We start from the raw sequence: 20,083 nt of genomic DNA, 5'->3' as shown, positions 1-20,083 counted from the left end.
TCGTGGGTGCCCCATGTGGAGGTGCTCTAGGCAAAGGGCTCGCGTGCGGGAATGCGAGCGTGGACGGAGGATTCGGGTGACCGGTATCCGGCGAGTAGGCGGGAACAAGCCGCGGGGCGAGCGTCGAGAACCGGTAATTTCTCAAGGGTTCGGAATGCGGCACCCCGCAAAAGGGGCTGGCCGGCGAGGTAGCTAGGCACTGGGCCGTGCCCGGTAGGGTCGAACGCCCGGACCGGTAGCGTACCGATCCGGGCGTCGTGGTTAGTCGGAAGCAGTCGACCCGGGCTCCGACTCGTTGGTCATCGCGAGCAATTTGGCGAAGATCTTCGGTCCGTCTTGTCCGATGCCGTCGTGGTGGTAGTCCTTGGTCACCCAGGCTTTGAGTCCTCGAACCTGCTCGGCGGTGCGGAGAGACAGCTCGCGATCGACGTAGACGTCGTCGTGATACACCGCGGCGGCCACGGGCACGGTGTTCGTGGCCAGCACCTCGAGATCATAGAGCGGGGCAAATCCCTCGTGTTCGGCCAGAATTCGTGCCGTTTCTTCCAACGGTCGAAGAGCCGGATCCTCGGTAAAGTACCAGCGGTACACCATCTCGCCGGTCAAGAGGGGCGTTGGCGCGTGCGCACCGAAGGCCGGGAACTCCTCAAGGACTGCTTCGGCGGCCCAATTCGTGGCCTCGCCCTGAGCGTAAATACTCTCGTGGAGCACCGCGTAGAGCGGGTTGGAAGTGCGCGAGGCCTGCTCGTAGAGGGTGGCCAGAAAACTATCGGACAGGCGACGCCCGCCCGGGGTGTTAATGAAGGCTTCCTCGAAGACGAAATGCAACTGGTGCACCCGGGCATTACCGCCTAGGTACTGGCCCAGCATCTGCACCAGCGGGACGGTGACGCGGCGCCCGTCGGGCAGAAACTCGTCGTCATTATGGCGCACATGCTCGTAGATGGCGTGCAGGGTTTCGCGGTCTTGCGGGTACCAGGAGAAGTACTCCTCGTTGCGTTCGGCCATCCGCTGATAGGTGGCCCGATACACGGTGCGGGCATCGGCCTCCAGGGAGGCCAGCCCGCCGGTGACCAGGCACCGCGTCAGCGACTGCGGGGCCAGAGACAGGTAGGTCAGGGTGCAGAACCCGCCATAGCTCTGCCCGAGCGTGGACCACTGCTCGATGCCCAGGTGCTCACGCAATGCCTCGGCATCGCGGACAATCGAGTCCGCGCGGAAATGCATCAAATAGCGGGCCTGCGCCGCCGGATCTCCGCGGAGCCCGAGCGACTGTCGGTTCGCCGGGGTGGACAGGCCGGTGCCGCGCTGGTCGAGCAGCAGCACCCGGAAATGCTTCACCGCCTCTGAGAGCCACCCCGAGAGGGTGGCGGGGCGCGGGGACTTACCGCCCGGTCCACCCTGCAGATAGATCAGCCACGGCTTGTTCTGATCCACGCTGACCTCGCGCGCGAAGATTTCAATCTGCTCGCCAGTGGGCTGGGCATGGTCCAGCGGCACCATGAGACGGTGCTCGGTGACGGTCATACCTTCGTAGTTCATGAGCGTGCCGCCTGCACACCGCCGAGGGCTTCGAGTGCCGCACCGTCGAGCCGACGCGTGGTCCAACCGTCCATGGAGGATGCACCGAGTGCGTCGTAGAACTCGATGGCCGGGGTGTTCCAGTCCAGCACCGCCCATTCGACCCGGCGGTAGCCGCGGGACACCGCGATTTCGGCCAGGGTGCGCAACAGTGCCGCCCCGGTGCCGCGTCCGCGCTGGGATTCGCGCACGTAGAGGTCCTCGAGGTGGATGCCGTGGCGGCCCTCCCAAGTGGAGTAGGTCAGGTACCAGAGGGCGACGCCGACGATTTGACCCTCGTCCTCGGCCACATGGGCGAAGACCTGCGGGTTCGGGCAAAAGAGGTGGGCCTCCAGATCGGGAACGGTATTGCGCACCGCATCGGGTTCCCGCTCATAGTCGGCCAGTTCTTGGATGAGCTCAAGGATGTCGGCGCAATCGCCGATCTGTGCTTCGCGAATGGTTGCCATGTGTTCAAGCTTACTCCGCGCCGGGCGGCTAAAACGTCGGTGACCAGTCCTAAAGTGGACTGCATGATGGGCGGACACCATGCCATGAGCGGCGCAGCCGCGTGGCTGGCATTAACAACACCGGTAGCACTCGGCGCGGCACACCTGGGCTTCGGCGTACTCGAAACCAACCGTTGGGAGACCTTGGCCGGGGCCATTGTCTGTGCCGGTGCGGCGCTTTTGCCGGATGCCGATCATCATGGCGCCACCATCTCTCGCTCGTTGCCACCGATTTCGAATCTCATTACCCGGGTCATTGGCACGGTCTTTGGCGGACACCGCAACGGGACGCACTCCCTGCTCGGGGTGGGGTTTTTCGTCGCTTTGGCGTGGCTCGCCGACCGCTGGTCGATGCAGACCAGCGCCTTCGGGGTGATTTATCCGGGCGCGGCGCTCTTTAGTATCGTGCTGATTTCCTTCGCCGTGAAGACGATGAAATTCATGCCCGAGCTTCTGTGCTGGGTGATCGCGCTGTCCGCCGGCGCCTTCGTGGGGATGAACGCCCCAGCCGATCGCGCGTGGTTCCCCTTAGCGGTAGCGCTGGGTGTGATCGTGCATGTGCTGGGGGATATGCTCACCACCGGTGGCTGCAATCTGTTGTGGCCCATCAAGATCAAGTCCCCGCGATGGTTCCGCAAGATCCCCGGGATTGGCCTGTGCTGGAAGGGCAACGGGCGCATTGCGATCCCCGTGCTTGGCGACACCGGGTCACAAGCCGAATGGATGCTCGCCAGCGTGTTGACCTCCTACGTGGCGGTGGCGTTACTCGTCGCGTAACGCCACCGGGTGACGTTCGGTAATCAGCCCATGCGGCCGATGGAGGTCACCGTGAGTACCGGCGCCCCGGCTTCGTCGGAGGCATCCAGATCGACGTCGGCATTGATGCCCCAGTCGTGATCGCCGGCCGGGTCGGCGAAAATCTGCCGTACCCGCCAGGTGCGGCCCTCCTCGGTGACCAGGAACAAGTCGGCGGCGCGACCGGCCGGACCGTCGTCGATATCTTCATGCTCGTCGAAGTAGTCGTCCATGAATTCGGCCCACGCATCGGCATCGAAACCGGCCTCGCCATCGAGCTCGCCGAGCTCCTTATCCTTTTCGTCGGCAAAGAGCTTCACGCGGCGGAACATTTCATTGCGCACCATCACCCGGAAGGCACGACGGTTGGTGGTCAGCCGTTCGGGAGCCGGGGGAGTGATTTCCTCCTGATGCTCCTCCGGAACCTCGCCGCGACTGAGTTCCTCCCATTCGTCGAGCAGCGAGGAGTCAATCTGGCGAATCATCTCGCCGAGCCATTCGATCAGATCCTCGAGATCTTCGCGTAGCGAATCCTGCGGCACGGTCTGCCGCAGCGCCTTGTAGGCGTCGGTGAGGTAGCGCAAGAGCACGCCCTCGGAACGAGCCAACTGGTAGTACTGGACGAAGTCGGAGAAGCCCATGGCCCGCTCGTACATGTCACGCACCACCGACTTGGGAGCCAGTTCGAAATCGGCGAGCCACGGGGCCCCGGCCCGGTACTGTTCAAAGGCCGACTCGAGCCGTTCGGCCAAGGGCTGCGGGTAGCTGACCTCTTCGAGGGCGGCCATCCGGTCGTTGTATTCCAGACCTTCGGCCTTCATGGCGGCAATCGCCTCACCGCGGGCCTTCTTCTCTTGGCCGGAGAGCACCTGGCGAGGCTTCTCCAAGGTGGCCTCGATGGTGGACACCACATCTAGGGCATAGCTGGGGGAGTCCGGATCCAAGAGCTCAAGGGCCGCCAAGGCAAAGGGAGACAGCGGCTGGTTCAGCGCAAAGTTCGCCTGCAGGTGGACGGTGAGCTCATAGTAGTTCCCGAATCGGTCCGGCTGCTCGCGGCGCACCACGACCCCGGTGGCGATCAGTTCACGCAGAATGCCCAGGGCGCGCAACTTCAGTTTGCGCTGCGCCGACGGCGTTTCATGATTCTGGGTGAGCAGGCGCACCGCGGCCTCGAAGGCATTATCTTCGCGCTCGAGCAGGTTCAGCAGCATCGAGTGCGAGACCTGGAAGGAGGACTTCAGCGTCTCCGGAGGGGCGTCGACGATCTTCTCGAAGGTTTTCTCGCCCCAGGTCACGAATCCCTGCGGCGGCTTCTTCTTGGGGATCTGGCGGAGCTTGGTCGAACCCTCGCCATGCTTCTTAACGGCCTTTTCCATGGCCTTGTGGTTCTCGATCGCATGTTCCGGGGCCTGTACGAGCACGGTTCCTGCGGTGTCGAAACCGGCGCGGCCGGCACGCCCGGCGATCTGATGGAACTCGCGGGCGTTGAGGATACGGGTGCGGGTGCCGTCGAACTTCGACAGTGCGGTGATCACCACGGTGCGGATGGGCACGTTAATGCCCACCCCGAGGGTGTCGGTACCGCAGATCACCTTCAGCAGCCCGGCCTGCGCCAACTGTTCGACGAGTCGGCGGTACTTGGGCAGCATGCCCGCATGGTGCACGCCGATGCCGTGACGCACCAACCGGTTGAGGGTTTTGCCGAAGCCGGCGGAGAAGCGGAATCCGGCGATCAGCTCGGCGATGCGGTCCTTCTCCTCGCGGGTGCATACGTTGATGCTCATCAACCCGCTGGCGCGATCGATTGCATCGAGCTGCGAGAAATGCACGATGTATACAGGGGTTTGCTTGGTGGAGATCAGTTCCTCCACCGCCTCCTGCACCGGCTCCATGGAGTAGTGGAAGTGCAAGGGGATCGGACGCTGGGTATGAGCGACGGTGACCGTCGACTTACCGGTGCGTTCGCTCAACTCCTTTTCGAAGCGCGTCACATCGCCCAGCGTGGCGCTCATCAACAGGAACTGGCTCTGCGGCAACTCGATCAGCGGCACCTGCCAGGCCCAGCCACGCTGCGGGTCGGCATAGAAATGGAACTCGTCCATCACCACGCAGCCCACGTCGGCCCGAGACCCTTCGCGCAGGGCCAGGTTCGCCAGGATCTCGGCGGTGCAACATATGATCGGGGCGTCGGCGTTCACCGAGGAGTCTCCGGTGACCATTCCGACGTTCTCGGCGCCGAAGATTTTGCAGAGGTCGAAGAACTTCTCGGAGACCAGCGCCTTGATCGGCGCGGTGTAGAAGCTGATTTGGTCGCGCGCCATGGCATAGAAATGCGCGGCGATCGCCACCAGAGATTTCCCCGAGCCGGTGGGGGTAGCCAAGATGACGTTACTGCCGGCAGCCAGGTGCATCGAGGCTTCGTCCTGGGCGGGGTAGAGGTCGATCCCACGGGTCGCCACCCAACGCCCGAAGGCCTCGTAGATGTCGTCCTCGGACACGTTGGCGGGATCTTGGGGCAGGTAATCGGTGAGCAGCATGATGTCTCAAGCCTATCGGGCCGCCGCGGTTTGTGCGTCACCGCGCCTCGGCCGTGGGTCGCATAGGCTACGAACTATGGAATGGAACCCGACACAGTACGCGCAATTTTCGGATCATCGAAGCCGACCTTTCTTCGATTTGCTGGGACGGATCCCGCAGCTCGATCCGACGAGCATCGTCGATTTGGGCTGTGGGCCCGGGAATATTACCGAGGTACTCGCCCAGCGCTGGCCGCAAGCGCAGGTGCTGGGGTTGGACTCATCGCCGGAGATGGTCGCTCGTGCCAATGCCGTGGCAGCAGCCGAGAATCTCAGCTTCGCCCTGGCCGACGCGGCCAGCTGGGATGTGCCCGAGGGTACCGATCTGTTGGTCTCGAGCGCGATGTTGCAGTGGCTCGACGGGCATCAAGTGCACCTCGAACGCTGGCTGCGGCAGCTAGCCCCCGGCGCGGTGGTGGCTATCCAAGTGCCGGGGAACTTCACCTCACCGTCTCATACGGTCATGCGCGAGGTGGCGCAGAGCCCACGCTGGGTCGAGAAGTTGCGTGGGGTCCTGCGCCACGGTGACGCGGTCGCTGACCCATCCGACTACCAGCAGTTATTCATTCGGTGCGGTCTCGAGGCCGACGTGTGGGAAACCACCTATCAGCAGTTGCTCACCGGCGCCGACCCGGTGCTGAGCTGGGTGCGCGGCACGGCGTTGCTGCCGGTCAAGGCGGCGCTGTCCGCGGCGGATTACCTCGCCTTCGAAGACGACTATCGTGCGGCGATCGCCGAGCATTACCCTTCGTTCACGGCCCCCGATGGTCAACTGCTGACCAACTTCCCATTTCGCCGGATCTTCATGGTGGGCCGCAAAAACTGACCCGGTTTACCAGCCGCGAGCCTGCCACTCAGCCAGGTGCGGGCGCTCGTCACCGAGCGTGGTGGAATCTCCATGTCCGGGCAACACCAGCGTGGCGTCATCAAAGCGTTCGAAGACCCGCTCGGTGACGTCAGTAAACAGCGACATGAAACGTTGCGGATCATTGCCTGTGTTGCCAACGCCTCCGGGGAATAAGCTATCGCCACTGAGCACAACCACCTGGCCCGAGGAGTCTCGTAGCACGTACGCAATCGAGCCTGGAGTGTGTCCGCGCAGGTGAATCGCTTCGATGATCACGTCACCCAGCTCAATGTGTTCGCCATGGCGCAACGGATGCGAGGTCTTGATGCCGCATTCCTGCTCGATACCCGCGACGTCGTCGGCGCCCGCATAGGTGGGGACCGGGTACCGGGAGCTCAGCTCGGCAAGCGCCCGCACGTGATCCCAGTGCTGGTGGGTCGTCGCAATGCCCACAAGCTCGGGATTGGGGCCGTCCGCCGATGCCTCGGAGAGTAGGCCTGCAATGGCTTGGATATCGTCGGCGGCGTCCACGAGGAGTTGTTGACCGCTCGCCCGCTCAGTTACCAGGTACACGTTATTGTTCATCGAGGAGACGCTGACCCAGCGAATCACCACGTCGTTAAGTACAAGTTCAGCCATGGCTCCAGCCTACGTCTCCCGAGCAGACCCGCGCGATAGGCTCGGGGGCGGAGAAGCAAATGTGGCAAGGAAGGGATCCCGTGAGCGAACTGGAGTTCATTAGCGTCGATAACACATTGGAGACGGCGCCCTATCAGCAGGTCCGTGAACAGTTGCTCGGTGCAATCGCCTCGGGGCGCTTGGCTCCGGGTACCCGTCTACCGTCCGTGCGGGCGCTCGCCGGGCAGGTCGGTTTGGCGGTGAACACGGTGGCGAAGGTCTATAAGGAGCTCGAAGCCCAGGGAGCCGTGGTCACAAGGGGGCGGCACGGCACCATCGTGCAGGCCGGCGCCGAGGCCGGCGAGCAGGCGGTTTCGGACGCGGCCGCCGATCTGGCGCGGGTGGCCCGGACGTGGTCGGTGGATGAGGAACGTGCGGTGAAGTATTTGCGTGCGGCCTTTAGTTCCCTGCCGGACTAGCGTCCAAGCGTCGGGGATCTGTGCCGGAGCCAAACCTGCCACCGGCACGTACGATGCGCGCCTATCACTACCATCGGGCCACGCGCCGAGCTGCCCGCGTCGGGTTGTCGCACCGGGGCCAAGATTTCGGGACCCTAACGGTCCAAATGCGCGAGCTTAGGCGGCAGCGCGACGGTTCGTGGTTCCGTGCCCCGTAGTGAACCGCAGCGGCTTGGTGACCTCGTGGACTCAAATCACCGCGTTGGAAGAACCGCCTCGGAAAACTGTGCTGAAGAGAACACCGATTCGAATCAATTTTCGATTATTATGGCAGGGTGGCTACTACTGCAGAGAGCAAAACCTTGGATCTTTCGCGCCTGATCGTCAAGGGCGCCCGCGAGCATAACCTGAAGAACGTCGATCTGGATCTGCCGCGCGACGCAATGATCGTGTTCACCGGACTCTCCGGATCGGGCAAATCTTCGCTCGCCTTCGACACCATCTTCGCCGAAGGGCAGCGTCGCTATGTCGAATCGCTCTCGGCCTACGCGCGCATGTTCCTCGGCCAGGTCGATAAGCCGGATGTTGACTTCATCGAGGGGCTTTCCCCGGCGGTATCCATCGACCAGAAATCCACGAGCCGTAACCCGCGCTCGACGGTGGGTACGATCACCGAGGTCTATGACTACATGCGTCTGCTCTGGGCACGTGTGGGACGCCCACACTGCCCGGAATGTGGCGAGCCGATCTCCAAGCAGTCTCCGCAGCAGATCGTCGACCAGCTACTCGAGCTACCGGAGAAGACGCGCTTCCAAGTGCTCGCCCCGGTGGTGCGTGCCCGCAAGGGTGAGTTCGTCGACCTGTTCGCCGAGCTGTCCTCCAAGGGATTCGCCCGTGCCCGCGTGGACGGGGAAACCATTCAGCTCTCCGAACCGCCGAAGCTGGCCAAACAGTACAAGCACACCATCGAAGTGGTCGTGGACCGGCTGGCCATTAATGATTCGGTGCGTCAGCGGCTCACCGACTCGGTGGAAACGGCGCTGAATATTGCCGAGGGTCGCGTGGTGATCGACTTCGTCGACCTGGATGCCGAGGACCCCAAGCGTACCCGGGCCTTCTCCGAGAACCTGGCCTGCCCCAACGAGCACCCGCTGGCCATCGACGAGATCGAGCCACGTACCTTTTCCTTCAACAACCCCTTCGGTGCTTGTTCGGCCTGCAGCGGTATCGGCACCAAACTCGAGGTCGACGAACAGCTGATCGTTCCGGACCCCGAGGTGACCTTGGCCGAGGGTGCGATCGCTCCGTGGTCGTTGGGCAAGGCCACCACCGAGTACTGGAACCGGTTGATCGAGGGCCTCGGCAACGAACTGGGCTTCACCATGGACACCGCCTGGAAGGATCTGCCGGCCAAGGCCCGTGCCGCGATCCTCGGCGGCAAGGACCATAAGGTCGTGGTGCAGTACCGCAATCGGTTCGGTCGCGAACGCAAATACTCCACAGGCTTCGAGGGTGTCATCTCCTACGTGCACCGCAAGCACCAGGAGACCGAATCGGATCACGCCCGCGACCGCTACGAGCAGTACATGCGGCAAATTCCGTGCCCGACCTGTGGCGGGGCACGACTCAACCCGGCATCCTTGTCGGTGCTGGTCGGTGGCAAGTCCATCGCCGCGGTCTCCGCCATGGACCTGCGTAGCGCCAGCGACTTCCTCACCAGCCTCGAGCTGACCGAACGTGAGGCGAAGATCGCCGCCCAGGTGCTGAAGGAAATCGGCGCGCGTATGAAGTTCCTGCTCGACGTCGGGCTGGAGTACCTGACGCTGGAGCGTGCCGCGGGGACCCTTTCCGGCGGTGAGGCCCAGCGCATCCGGCTGGCCACACAGATCGGGTCCGGTCTGGTCGGGGTGCTCTACGTGCTCGACGAGCCCTCCATCGGCCTGCATCAACGCGATAACCGACGCCTGATCGATACCTTGTTGCACCTGCGGTCGTTGGGTAACACGCTGATCGTAGTGGAGCACGACGAGGACACCATCGCCGAGGCGGATTGGATCGTCGACATTGGCCCGGGCGCCGGTGAACATGGCGGCGAGGTGGTGCACTCCGGATCCGTGGAGGGCCTGAAGGCCAACACCCGCTCGTTGACCGGCGATTATTTGGCTCGTCGTAAGCAGATCGAGGTGCCGGCGACCCGTCGCGCCGTGGACCCAGCGCGGATGCTCACCGTCGTGGGCGCCTCCGAGAATAACCTGCGCGACGTGTCGGTGGATTTCCCTTTGGGCGTACTCACCGCGGTGACCGGGGTTTCCGGCTCCGGTAAGTCCACCTTGGTCAACGACATCCTGTACAAGGTGCTGGCCAATAAGCTCAACGGTGCCAAGCAGGTGCCGGGTCGGCATACCCGGGTGCGTGGGCTCGAGCATCTGGACAAGGTCGTGCACGTGGACCAGTCGCCGATTGGCCGAACTCCGCGTTCGAACCCGGCGACCTACACCGGGGTGTTTGATCACGTCCGTAAGCTGTTCGCCGAAACTCAGGAGGCGAAGCTGCGCGGCTATCAGCCGGGCCGTTTCTCCTTCAACGTCAAGGGCGGACGCTGCGAGGCCTGCTCGGGCGACGGCACGCTGAAGATCGAGATGAACTTCCTGCCCGACGTGTATGTGCCCTGCGAGGTATGCCACGGGGCGCGCTATAACCGCGAAACCCTGCAGGTGCATTACAAGGGCAAGACCATCGCCGATGTGCTGGATATGCCAATTGCCGAGGCCGCGGAGTTCTTCAGCGCCTTCACGCCCATCGCCCGTCACTTGAACACCTTGGTGGATGTTGGACTCGGCTATGTGCGTCTAGGACAGCCGGCCACGACACTCTCGGGCGGAGAGGCGCAGCGCGTGAAGCTGGCCGCCGAATTGCAGAAGCGTTCGAACGGACGGTCGATCTACGTACTTGATGAGCCGACCACGGGCCTGCACTTCGAAGATATCCGCAAGCTGCTGACCGTGCTGCAATCACTGGTCGACAAGGGCAATACCGTGCTGACCATCGAGCACAACCTCGACGTCATCAAGTCGGCAGACTGGATCATCGATCTGGGACCCGAGGGCGGTTCCGGAGGAGGCATGATCTTGGCGACCGGCACCCCGGAGGACGTGGCCCGGGTGCCCGAATCGCACACCGGAGCCTTCCTCGCCGAAATTCTCAACGAACCGGTGGGCAGTGCGGCCACGAAGGGCTAAAAGCGTGGCGGCCACCCCCGAAATATGCCCGCACAGGCATCAATTGGGCATGTGGTGGCCGCTTCGTGGGAAGATAGGCTCGTGGAAAACTCGACAGCCTGCGTGCTCTTTGACCTAGACGGCACACTTGTGGACCCGGCGGGAGCCATTACCTCGGGGATCCGGCAAGCCCTGCGGTCCAATGGGGTGGCCGATCCGGGGGAGGACGCCGTTGAGTCGTTGGTCGGTCCGCCGCTGCGGATCGGGCTCGCGGAACTCCCGGGCGTTACCGCACAGAATCTTGATAAGATCATCGCCGACTACCGGCAAGAGTACGCCGCTCGTGGCATGGCCGCTTCCCGCGTCTACCCGGGCCTCCGTACGTTGTTGCGTGACCTCCGCGCGAGCGGTGTGCACGTGGCCGTGGCGACCGCGAAACCCGAACCCATCGCCCGGGAACTGATCCGCGTACAGGGGCTGGACAGCGACCTCGACGCGATCTACGGCAACGACGACGAGGGCGGGGCGCATGGGACGAGCAAGGCCCATATTGTCGCCCGCGCCTTGGCCACCTCGGCGGTGGACGCCGAGCGTACGGTGATGGTGGGGGACCGTCATTACGACCATGACGCGGCGCAGGCGCATGGACTAGGCTTTATCGGCGTGCTGTGGGGATTTGCGCAGGACGGGGAATTCTCGGCGGTCGAGCATCTCGCGGCGGATGCCACGGAACTGGCCGAACTGCTGGGCCTAGACGGTCACGGCAAAGATCACACTTCGCAGGAACTTCAGGAGGACCCGAACGCATGAGCCTTTACACCATGACCCGCTCATCCATTCGGGTAATGCTGCACACCATGTGCCGGCCGGAAATCATCGGGCTGGAAAACGTGCCAAAGGACGGGCCGCTGATCGTGGCCTCAAACCACCTGTCGTTCTTGGACTCCATCATCATCCAGGCGCTGACCCCACGGAGCGTCTCCTTCTTCGCCAAGGCCGAATACTTCACCACCCCCGGGTTGAAGGGCAAGGCGATGAAGCACTTCTTCGAATCCGTGGGCTCCATCCCCGTGCAACGCGGGGAGCAGGCCGCCTCGGTGGCCGCCCTTGAGTCGCTCATTGAGATCCTCGAATCGGGGGAGGGCATTGGCATCTACCCCGAGGGAACCCGCTCGCGCGACGGAAAACTCTACCGCGGCCGCACCGGTGTGGGCTGGCTGGCACTAACCACCGGCGCCCCGGTGGTTCCCGTGGGACTGGTCGGTACCGAAAAACTGCAGCCCGCCGGGGCCAAGGGCATTCGCCCGACGAAATTCACCATTAAGTTCGGGGAGCCACTGTACTTCGAGCAAATGGGGCGCAAGCACCCCCTGCCGGAACGTCGACGCGCCACCGATCAGATTGTCGATGCCATTGCCGCGCTAAGCGGGCAGGAGCGGGTGGCCGCCTACAACCAGTTGCCGCCCGACGCGAAGTAACGATGGCCGATCCCGCTAGCTACCGCCCCAAAACCTCGGACATCCCGACCCAGCCGGGCGTGTATCGCTTCCGCGATGAACACGGCCGGGTGATTTACGTGGGTAAGGCCCGGGTGCTACGCAACCGGCTGTCCTCCTATTTCGTCAACCCGCAACGGTTGACCCCGAAAACCCGCACCATGGTCTTCACCGCGGCCAGCGTGCAGTGGACCGTCGTGGGCTCCGAACTCGAGGCCCTGCAGCTTGAGTACACGTGGATCAAGCAGTACGCCCCGCGCTTCAATATCGTGTTCCGCGACGATAAAACCTACCCCTATCTCGCGGTCACCATGAACGAGCAATTCCCGCGCGCCCTGGTGATGCGCGGCGATAAGCGCAAGGGCGTGAAGTATTTCGGGCCCTTCTATCCGGCCAAGGCCATCCGCGAAACCCTCGATACGCTGCTTCGTGTCTTTCAGGTGCGCAGTTGCTCCCCGGGGGTCTTCAAACGGGCCCAGGCCTCGGGCCGCCCCTGCCTGCTGGGCTATATCGACAAATGCTCGGCCCCGTGCGTTGGGCGCGTGACCGAGGAAGAACATCGCCAGCGTGCCGAAGATCTGTGCACCTTCATGGGCGGTGAGGCGAAGAAGTTCACCCGCGAGCTGACCAACAAAATGCAGCAGGCGGTGGCCAACCTCGAATATGAACAGGCGGCGCGCTACCGCGACGACATCGCGGCCCTGAACAAGGTCTTCGAGCGCAATGCCGTAGTGCTCCCGGAACAGACCGACGCCGATATCTACGGAATTTTCGAAGATGAGCTCGAGGCCGCGGTGCAGGTATTCCAGGTGCGCGGCGGGCGCATCCGGGCCCAGCGCGGCTGGGTCGTGGAAAAGGTGCTCGACCATACGCCCGCAGAATTCATTGAACATCTGCTCACCCAGGTGTATGCCGATAACGCCGACCGGATCCCGCGTGAGGTGCTGGTGCCCACGCTGCCCGAAGACGATGCCGAGCTGACCCAGTGGCTCAGCGAGCTACGCGGAGCCAAGGTTTCGCTGCGTGTGGCCCAGCGTGGCGACAAGGCCGCGCTGGCCCAAACCGTTACCGAGAACGCCGAGCAGGCCCTGCGGTTGCACAAGTCCAAACGCGCCGGGGACCTTTCCACCCGCTCGCTGGCCCTCCAGGAACTGCAGGAGGCCCTCGACGCTCCCGAGGCGCTGCTCCGTATCGAATGCTACGACGCCTCGCACACCCAGGGCACCAACGTGGTCGCCTCCATGGTGGTGTTCGAGGATGGGCTGCCGAAGAAGAGCGAGTACCGGAAATTCTCGATCACCGGTGAGGCGGCGCGCGACGATACCGCCAGCATGTATGACGTGATTCATCGGCGCTTCAGCCGCTACCTGCGCGACCGTGACGAGCAGAGCGACTACACCAGCGGACAGATCGACGTGGAGTCCACCGAACAACGTAAATTCGCCTACCCGCCGGCACTGGTCATCGTCGATGGTGGGCCGCCGCAGGTGGCCGCCGCGCAACGGGCCATGGACGATTTGGGTATTACGAACATCCCGGTGGTGGGCTTGGCCAAGCGGCTCGAAGAGCTCTGGCTGCCCGACGATGACTTCCCGGTGATTCTGCCGCGCTCCTCGGCGGCGCTGTATCTGGTGCAGCGGCTGCGCGACGAGGCGCACCGTTTCGCCATCACCTTTCACCGCGCCAAGCGCGCGAAGTCGATGACGGCCTCCGAATTGGATGCGGTGCCCGGCCTGGGTCATGCCAAGGCCGAGGCCCTGCGCAAGCATTTCGGTTCCATGAAGAAGATCCGTCAGGCCAGCGTCGAGGAACTCGAGCAGGCCCCGGGAATTGGACCGAAATTAGCCGCGGCAATTCACGAGGCGCTGGGTGAGAAGTCATCGGGCGGAGTGAACATGACTACGGGTGAAATTCTCGACTAGCCTTGGACTATGACCGCAGAGTATGAGTCCGTCAAACCTCCCGAATCGGAGCTGGTGATTGTCACCGGCATGTCCGGTGCGGGGCGCACCACCGTCGCCCATGCGCTCGAAGATCAGGGCTGGTATGTGGTGGAGAACCTTCCACCGGCCCTGCTCGGCACGCTGACCGAGCTCATGAGTCGCTCGCGCGGATCGATTCCGCGACTCGCCGTGGTCATGGATGTGCGCTCGAAGGAAATGTTCCCGGAGTTGCGCGAGGCGCTGGCGATGCTGACCAGCGGTGGCATCAAGTTCCGTCTGGTGTATTTGGATGCCAGCGACGAAGTTCTGGTTCGCCGTTTCGAACAGGGCCGGCGCCCGCACCCCTTGCAGGGCGATGGGCGCATCGTGGACGGGATCAAGCGCGAGCGCGATGTCACCGCCCCGCTACGCGACGCCGCCGAGCTGGTGCTCGACTCCACCGGCATGTCGGTGCACGATCTGGTGCGTTCGGCCACCGAGCTGTTTAGCGAGTCCGGCCCGATCGTCTTGCGCGTGAACATTATGAGTTTCGGTTTCAAATACGGACTGCCCACCGATGCGAACTTCGTGGCCGACGTGCGCTTCATTCCCAACCCGCACTGGGTTCCGGAATTGCGTCCGCAGACCGGTAAGGATCGCGAAGTCTCCGATTACGTGCTGGGTCAAGACGGCACGGGCGAATTTATCGAGAACTACCTCAAGGCCTTGGAGCCCGTTTTCGAGGGGTACCGCCGCGAAAACAAACATTACGCCACCATCGCCGTGGGGTGCACCGGAGGTAAGCACCGTTCGGTGGCCACGAGCATCGAACTGGGCCGCAGACTGGCCCAGCTACCCAACGTCCGGGTCAACATTACGCACCGTGACCTAGGCCGAGAGTAAAGAGGCGAATCATGGCATTTGCAACCGGGCCGATCCCCATCCAGGGGCTGAACCGCGATGACGGCCAACGTAACCTGTCGATCGTCGCGTTGGGTGGCGGGCACGGGCTTTCGGCCTCGCTTTCGGCACTGCGCCGCCTGAGCACCGACCTCACGGCCGTGGTGACCGTGGCCGACGACGGGGGTAGTTCCGGGCGGCTACGTGAATCCTTCGACGTGCTACCACCCGGGGACCTGCGTATGGCCCTGGCCGCGCTCTGTGACGACAACGACTGGGGGCGCACCTGGCGTGATGTGATGCAGCATCGCTTTACCTCCACGCAGAATATGGCCGAACCGTTGAACGGCCATGCGGTCGGCAACCTGCTGATTCTGGCGCTCTGGGAGTTGCTCGAGGACCCGGTGGCGGGCCTGCGCTGGGCCGGTGCACTGCTCGGCGCCCGCGGTCAGGTGCTACCGATGAGCACGGTGCCGCTGTCCATTCACGGGGAAATACTCGAGGCCGACGAGGCCACCGATACGCTGCTACGGCGCCGAGTCGAGGGCCAAGCTCAACTGGCCAGGGCCGGATCGGGCTCACTGGTCACCAATGTGGCGCTCGAGCCAGCCGACGCTCCGGCCTGCCCCGAGGCGATGAACGCCATCGAGCTCGCCGACTGGGTCGTGCTCGGCCCAGGGTCTTGGTACACCTCGGTGCTGCCGCATCTGCTGTTGCCGGAATTGCGTCAGTCGCTGGCCGATACCACCGCCAAGAAGCTGTTGACGATGAACCTGTCGACAAACACCGCCGAAACCAGCGGCCTCGACGCGGCGGCACATTTAGAGGTGCTGGTCCGCTACGCGCCCGAGGTGAGATTCGACGCCATCATCGCCGATGAGCAACGTGTCAGTAACCGGGAAAGATTTGAGCTGGCAGCGCAAAAACTCGGCGCGCAGGTGTTTTTTAGTAGAGTGGGAGTATCCGACGGGCGTGCGGTGCATGACCCGTTGCGCCTAGCGGCGGCCTATCACGAGGTATTTACCGCGATTGGTTCCTGAGCACAGTGCCGGAACCTTGTAAGGGAGTTTGATTCATGGCATTGACGGCTTCCGTCAAAGACGAGCTGTCGCGGGTTGAAATCCGTAAACCTTCGCAGCGTAAGGCTGAGGTTTCCACCATCCTGCGTTTCGCCGGCGGCTTGCACATTGTCTCCGGGCGTATCGTCATCGAGGCCGAGGTTGACCTTGCGTCGACCGCGCGCCGATTAAAAGTTGCCATTGCTGATTTGTATGGCCACGACGCAGAAATCGTCATGGTCTCGGGGTCCGGCATCCGTAAGGGGAGCCGGTACATTGTCCGCGTAGCCAAGGAGGGCGAGGTACTCGCCCGGCAAACCGGACTACTCGACCAGCGCGGCCGACCGGTGCGTGGATTGCCATCGGTCATCGTCAACGGTTCCACCGCCGACGCCGAGGCCGTCTGGCGTGGCGCCTTCTTGGCCCACGGGTCGCTGACCGAACCCGGACGCAGTTCCGCGCTGGAAATTACCTGCCCCGGCCCGGAAGCCGCGCTCGCACTGGTGGGCGCCGCCCGCCGACTAGATCTCACCGCCAAGGCACGCGAGGTGCGCGGCGTCGACCGCGTGGTGCTGCGCGACGGCGATGCCATTGCTCAGTTGCTCACCCGCATGGGTGCGCACGATGCCTTGATGGTGTGGGAAGAGCGCCGTATGCGCAAAGAGGTGCGCGCCACGGCCAACCGGCTCGCCAACTTTGACGACGCCAATCTGCGGCGTAGTGCACAGGCGGCGGTTGCCGCGGGGGCTCGCGTGGAGCGCGCCCTAGAAATTCTCGGCGACGAGGTGCCCGAGCACCTGCGGTACGCCGGAGTGCTCCGTTTGGAGCACAAGCAGGCGTCGTTGGACGAGTTGGGCCGTATGGCCGAACCGCCCATGACCAAGGACGCGATCGCTGGCCGCATCCGTCGCCTTTTGGCCATGGCGGATAAAAAGGCCAGTGAACTGGGAATACCTGGTACCGAGTCCAGCGTTCCAGTAGATGCACTGGAACAGTAAGTGTCCCTGCGGAAGCCCTTTCCGCGGAGATTCAACCAAATTTCACTGATTTGAGGAGAATCATGGCTGTTTATTCGCTGCCTGAACTGCAGTACGACTACGCCGCCCTGGAGCCGAACATTTCGGCTCGCATCATGGAGCTGCACCACTCGAAGCACCACGCCGCTTACGTAGCCGGCGCCAACTCTGCACTGGAGCAGCTGGCCGAGGCCCGCGCCAAGGGCGAGTTCGGCAACATTCCGAAGCTGTCCAAGGACCTGGCTTTCCATCTGGGTGGTCACACCAACCACTCGATCTTCTGGAACAACCTGTCCCCGGAGGGTGGCGACAAGCCGGAGGGTGAGCTGGCAGCAGCCATCGACGAGTTCTTCGGTTCCTTCGATGCCTTCCGTGGCCACTTCACCGCTGCCGCCATGAGCCTGCAGGGTTCGGGCTGGGCCGTCCTGGCCTACGAGCCGATCGCCGGCCAGCTGGTTATCGAGCAGCTGTACGATCAGCAGGGCAACGTGCCAGTGGCAACCACCCCGCTGCTGATGCTGGACATGTGGGAGCACGCATTCTACCTGGACTACGTCAACGTTAAGGCCGATTACGTCAAGGCCTTCTGGAACATCGTGAACTGGGCCGACGTCCAGGCTCGCTTCGAGGCTGCCCGCGCCGGTGCTAGCTCGTTGATCGTTCCGGGCAAGTAAACTTACTTTAGCGGTAAGTTAGCTCACATTCGACGCGAAAATAGCGTAGGATGTTAAGTGTGCTTACGCGGACCCCTTTCGAGGGGTCCGCGTGACACGACACAACGGAGTGTCCTACATCAAATAGGCCACCTCCGTTCTGCGCGGTTGTGGCGACAAATTCCCTTCAAGTAGGAGATAGTCACGTGACAACTCGTGTTGGAATCAATGGTTTTGGACGCATCGGCCGCAACTTCCTGCGTGCCAGCCTCGCACACAATGCAGATCTGCAGATTGTCGCCGTCAACGACCTTGGTTCGATCGACGCGCTCGCTCACCTGGTGAAATTCGACTCCGTTCTCGGCCCGCTCGCCCAGAATGTGTCCGTTGAAAACGACACCATCGTCGTCGGCGAAGCGCGCATTAAGGTTCTCTCCGAGCGCGATCCGGCCAGCCTTCCGTGGGGCGAGCTTGGCGTAGATATCGTGGTTGAGTCCACCGGCCTGTTCACCAAGGCCGATGCCGCCAAGAAGCACCTGGACGCCGGCGCCAAGAAGGTCATCATTTCCGCACCGGCCAGCGGTGAAGACATCACCGTCGTGATGGGTGTGAACCAGGACAAGTACGATCCTGCGGCACACAACATCATCTCCAACGCCTCGTGCACCACCAACTGCCTGGCCCCGGTCGCCAAGGTTCTGAACGATGAATTCGGCATCGTCGACGGCCTGATGACCACCATCCACGCTTACACCGCAGACCAGCGCCTGCAGGACGCACCGCACAGCGACCCACGCCGTGCCCGCGCCGCCGCGCTGAACATGATCCCGACCTCCACCGGTGCCGCCAAGGCCATCGGCGTGGTGCTGCCGGAGCTGAAGGGCAAGCTGCACGGTTACGCCATGCGTGTGCCGGTTCCGACCGGTTCGGCTACCGACCTGACCGTCAACCTGGCTCGCACCGCCACCGTTGAAGAGATCAACGCCGCCTTCGAAAAGGCCGCCGCTTCCGGCGACCTGGCCGGCTACCTGGAGTACTCGACCGATCCGCTGGTCTCCACCGACATCGTCACCAACTCGCACTCGGCCATCTTCGACTCGGGCCTGACCACCGTCATGGGCAACACCGTGAAGGTCCTGGCCTGGTACGACAACGAGTGGGGTTACTCCTCGCGCTTGGTCGACCTGGTCGAATTCGTTGGTTCCAGCCTGTAGTCGATAACCTAGAGACATGTCTTCACACACTCTCGACGAATTGCTCGCCGCCGGGGTCTCGGGACGTCATGTCCTGGTCCGTAGCGATCTGAACGTGCCGCTAGACGGCTCAACCGTAACCGACGACGGACGTGTACGCGCCTCGTTGCCGGTGTTGACCAAGCTAGCCGAAGCCGGAGCCAAGGTTATTGTCATGGCTCACCTCGGCCGCCCCAAGGGCACCGTGGACCCGAAGTACTCCATCGCCCCGGCCGCCGCGCGGCTTGGCGACCTGGCAGACTTCGACGTGACCGTGGCCAGCGACGTTGTCGGCCCTTCGGCTCGTGAGGCCGCCGCCTCCTTGGCCGACGGTGCCGTGCTGGTCCTGGAAAACGTGCGCTATGACGCCCGCGAAACCTCCAAGGTGGATGCCGAACGCGAGCAGTTCGCTCGAGAGTTGGCGGAGTTGACCGGTGAAAATGGTGCCTACGTGAACGACGCCTTTGGCGCCGTGCACCGCAAGCACGCCTCGGTGTATGACATCGCGGCCCTGCTGCCCAGCTACCAGGGCGACCTGGTGGCCACCGAAGTCAACGTTCTGAAGACCCTCACCGAGGCACCTAAGCGTCCCTACGTGGTGGTCCTCGGTGGCTCTAAGGTTTCGGATAAGCTCGCGGTGATCGACAATCTGCTGGGCAAGGCCGACCACCTGTTGATCGGTGGCGGCATGGCTTTCACCTTCCTCAAGGCGCAGGGTTACGCCATCGGCGGCTCCCTGCTCGAAGAGGATCAGATCGACACCTGCACCGAATACCTCTCGCGGGCCAAGGAACTTGGCTGCGACATTATCGTCCCGAGCGACGTGGTGGTGGCCGAGAAGTTCGGCGCCGATGCAGCGCATGAGGTCTTGGCCGCAGACAAGATCGAAGAGGCAAGCTTCGGCTCCTCCGGTCTGGGCCTGGACATCGGACCGAAAACCGCGGAGCTCTTCGCCAGCTACATCACCAGCGCCAACACCGTGTTCTGGAATGGGCCGATGGGTGTCTTCGAAATCCCGGCCTTCGCCGAAGGTACCCGGACGGTGGCGCGCGCGCTGGCCGATTCCGAGGCATTCAGCGTCGTCGGTGGTGGCGATTCTGCCGCGGCCGTGCGTTCGCTGGGCTTCGCCGATGACGACTTCGGGCATATCTCCACCGGCGGTGGCGCGTCGCTCGAATACCTCGAAGGTAAGACCCTGCCGGGTGTTGCCGCACTGGAAAGGTAG

General features: G+C 63.3%; 17 protein-coding genes. 13 read left to right on the top strand and 4 right to left on the bottom strand.

Features of this window, described 5'->3' with window-relative positions:
* Positions 1-261: 261 nt before the first annotated feature.
* On the bottom strand, positions 262-1,542 hold the full coding sequence (locus ACYU0X_RS10295) for an alpha/beta fold hydrolase (protein ID WP_461900571.1): 1,281 nt from the start codon (positions 1,540-1,542) through the stop codon (positions 262-264).
* Complete coding sequence (locus ACYU0X_RS10290) at positions 1,539-2,030, bottom strand: GNAT family N-acetyltransferase (protein ID WP_309406748.1); 492 nt, start codon at positions 2,028-2,030, stop codon at positions 1,539-1,541. Before ACYU0X_RS10290 ends, ACYU0X_RS10295 begins: the two co-directional genes overlap by 4 nt.
* A gap of 63 nt (positions 2,031-2,093) precedes the next feature.
* On the opposite strand from ACYU0X_RS10290, the gene ACYU0X_RS10285 reads away from it, so the two are divergent.
* Complete coding sequence (locus ACYU0X_RS10285; protein WP_418906847.1) at positions 2,094-2,846, top strand: metal-dependent hydrolase; 753 nt, start codon at positions 2,094-2,096, stop codon at positions 2,844-2,846.
* 23 nt (positions 2,847-2,869) lie between these two features.
* On the opposite strand, the gene ACYU0X_RS10280 is transcribed toward ACYU0X_RS10285, so the two are convergent.
* Positions 2,870-5,401, bottom strand: coding sequence for a DEAD/DEAH box helicase (locus ACYU0X_RS10280; RefSeq protein WP_309406750.1), 2,532 nt, complete (start codon positions 5,399-5,401; stop codon positions 2,870-2,872).
* Between the two features lie 76 nt (positions 5,402-5,477).
* Here ACYU0X_RS10280 and ACYU0X_RS10275 point away from each other — a divergent pair, with 76 nt between their 5' ends.
* Entirely contained in the window at positions 5,478-6,266 is a 789-nt protein-coding gene (locus ACYU0X_RS10275; RefSeq protein WP_461900568.1) for a methyltransferase domain-containing protein, read from the top strand.
* Between the two features lie 6 nt (positions 6,267-6,272).
* Here ACYU0X_RS10275 and ACYU0X_RS10270 read toward each other — a convergent pair whose 3' ends face one another.
* Positions 6,273-6,926 (bottom strand): MBL fold metallo-hydrolase, encoded by a 654-nt coding sequence (locus ACYU0X_RS10270; RefSeq protein WP_418906844.1) that lies wholly within the window; start codon positions 6,924-6,926, stop codon positions 6,273-6,275.
* Positions 6,927-7,006: 80 nt separating this feature from the next.
* On the opposite strand from ACYU0X_RS10270, the gene ACYU0X_RS10265 reads away from it, so the two are divergent.
* From ACYU0X_RS10265 to ACYU0X_RS10215, 11 genes are all read left to right on the top strand, one after another.
* Positions 7,007-7,384 (top strand): GntR family transcriptional regulator, encoded by a 378-nt coding sequence (locus ACYU0X_RS10265; RefSeq protein WP_418906843.1) that lies wholly within the window; start codon positions 7,007-7,009, stop codon positions 7,382-7,384.
* A 314-nt stretch (positions 7,385-7,698) separates the two neighbouring features.
* Entirely contained in the window at positions 7,699-10,602 is a 2,904-nt protein-coding gene (gene uvrA / locus ACYU0X_RS10260) for an excinuclease ABC subunit UvrA (protein WP_418906842.1), read from the top strand.
* Positions 10,603-10,683: 81 nt separating this feature from the next.
* Complete coding sequence (locus ACYU0X_RS10255; protein WP_461900565.1) at positions 10,684-11,391, top strand: HAD hydrolase-like protein; 708 nt, start codon at positions 10,684-10,686, stop codon at positions 11,389-11,391.
* An 11-nt stretch (positions 11,392-11,402) separates the two neighbouring features.
* Entirely contained in the window at positions 11,403-12,059 is a 657-nt protein-coding gene (locus tag ACYU0X_RS10250; protein ID WP_461900564.1) for a lysophospholipid acyltransferase family protein, read from the top strand.
* Positions 12,060-12,061: 2 nt separating this feature from the next.
* On the top strand, positions 12,062-13,999 hold the full coding sequence (gene uvrC, locus ACYU0X_RS10245; protein WP_461900562.1) for an excinuclease ABC subunit UvrC: 1,938 nt from the start codon (positions 12,062-12,064) through the stop codon (positions 13,997-13,999).
* Positions 14,000-14,008: 9 nt separating this feature from the next.
* Positions 14,009-14,902: an RNase adapter RapZ gene (rapZ, locus tag ACYU0X_RS10240; RefSeq protein WP_309406760.1), complete on the top strand. Its 894-nt coding sequence runs from the start codon at positions 14,009-14,011 to the stop codon at positions 14,900-14,902.
* An 11-nt stretch (positions 14,903-14,913) separates the two neighbouring features.
* A complete protein-coding gene (locus ACYU0X_RS10235; protein WP_309406761.1) occupies positions 14,914-15,939 on the top strand; it encodes a gluconeogenesis factor YvcK family protein in 1,026 nt (341 codons plus the stop codon).
* A 35-nt stretch (positions 15,940-15,974) separates the two neighbouring features.
* Positions 15,975-16,955, top strand: a complete 981-nt coding sequence (gene whiA / locus ACYU0X_RS10230; RefSeq protein WP_309406762.1) for a DNA-binding protein WhiA — start codon at positions 15,975-15,977, stop codon at positions 16,953-16,955.
* Positions 16,956-17,017: 62 nt separating this feature from the next.
* The gene (locus ACYU0X_RS10225) at positions 17,018-17,647 is read left to right on the top strand and encodes a superoxide dismutase (RefSeq protein ID WP_309406763.1); all 630 of its coding nucleotides are present in this window, start codon (positions 17,018-17,020) and stop codon (positions 17,645-17,647) included.
* Between the two features lie 185 nt (positions 17,648-17,832).
* On the top strand, positions 17,833-18,840 hold the full coding sequence (gene gap / locus ACYU0X_RS10220; RefSeq protein ID WP_418906838.1) for a type I glyceraldehyde-3-phosphate dehydrogenase: 1,008 nt from the start codon (positions 17,833-17,835) through the stop codon (positions 18,838-18,840).
* 16 nt (positions 18,841-18,856) lie between these two features.
* A complete protein-coding gene (locus ACYU0X_RS10215) occupies positions 18,857-20,083 on the top strand; it encodes a phosphoglycerate kinase (protein ID WP_461900559.1) in 1,227 nt (408 codons plus the stop codon).

This window comes from Glutamicibacter sp. X7 (genome assembly GCF_054889245.1).
Note: the sequence above shows the minus strand (reverse complement) of the source record. Positions and strands in the feature narration are given on the sequence as shown.

Excerpts from the sequence above, each read along its gene's own strand:
- ACYU0X_RS10295 (WP_461900571.1), bottom strand. The coding sequence starts at position 1,542 with ATGAACTACGAAGGTATGACCGTCACCGAGCACCGTCTCATGGTGCCG.
- ACYU0X_RS10290 (WP_309406748.1), bottom strand. The coding sequence starts at position 2,030 with ATGGCAACCATTCGCGAAGCACAGATCGGCGATTGCGCCGACATCCTT.
- ACYU0X_RS10285 (WP_418906847.1), top strand. The coding sequence starts at position 2,094 with ATGATGGGCGGACACCATGCCATGAGCGGCGCAGCCGCGTGGCTGGCA.
- ACYU0X_RS10280 (WP_309406750.1), bottom strand. The coding sequence starts at position 5,401 with ATGCTGCTCACCGATTACCTGCCCCAAGATCCCGCCAACGTGTCCGAG.
- ACYU0X_RS10275 (WP_461900568.1), top strand. The coding sequence starts at position 5,478 with ATGGAATGGAACCCGACACAGTACGCGCAATTTTCGGATCATCGAAGC.
- ACYU0X_RS10270 (WP_418906844.1), bottom strand. The coding sequence starts at position 6,926 with ATGGCTGAACTTGTACTTAACGACGTGGTGATTCGCTGGGTCAGCGTC.
- ACYU0X_RS10250 (WP_461900564.1), top strand. The coding sequence starts at position 11,403 with ATGACCCGCTCATCCATTCGGGTAATGCTGCACACCATGTGCCGGCCG.
- uvrC (WP_461900562.1), top strand. The coding sequence starts at position 12,062 with ATGGCCGATCCCGCTAGCTACCGCCCCAAAACCTCGGACATCCCGACC.
- rapZ (WP_309406760.1), top strand. The coding sequence starts at position 14,009 with ATGACCGCAGAGTATGAGTCCGTCAAACCTCCCGAATCGGAGCTGGTG.
- ACYU0X_RS10235 (WP_309406761.1), top strand. The coding sequence starts at position 14,914 with ATGGCATTTGCAACCGGGCCGATCCCCATCCAGGGGCTGAACCGCGAT.
- whiA (WP_309406762.1), top strand. The coding sequence starts at position 15,975 with ATGGCATTGACGGCTTCCGTCAAAGACGAGCTGTCGCGGGTTGAAATC.
- ACYU0X_RS10225 (WP_309406763.1), top strand. The coding sequence starts at position 17,018 with ATGGCTGTTTATTCGCTGCCTGAACTGCAGTACGACTACGCCGCCCTG.
- ACYU0X_RS10215 (WP_461900559.1), top strand. The coding sequence starts at position 18,857 with ATGTCTTCACACACTCTCGACGAATTGCTCGCCGCCGGGGTCTCGGGA.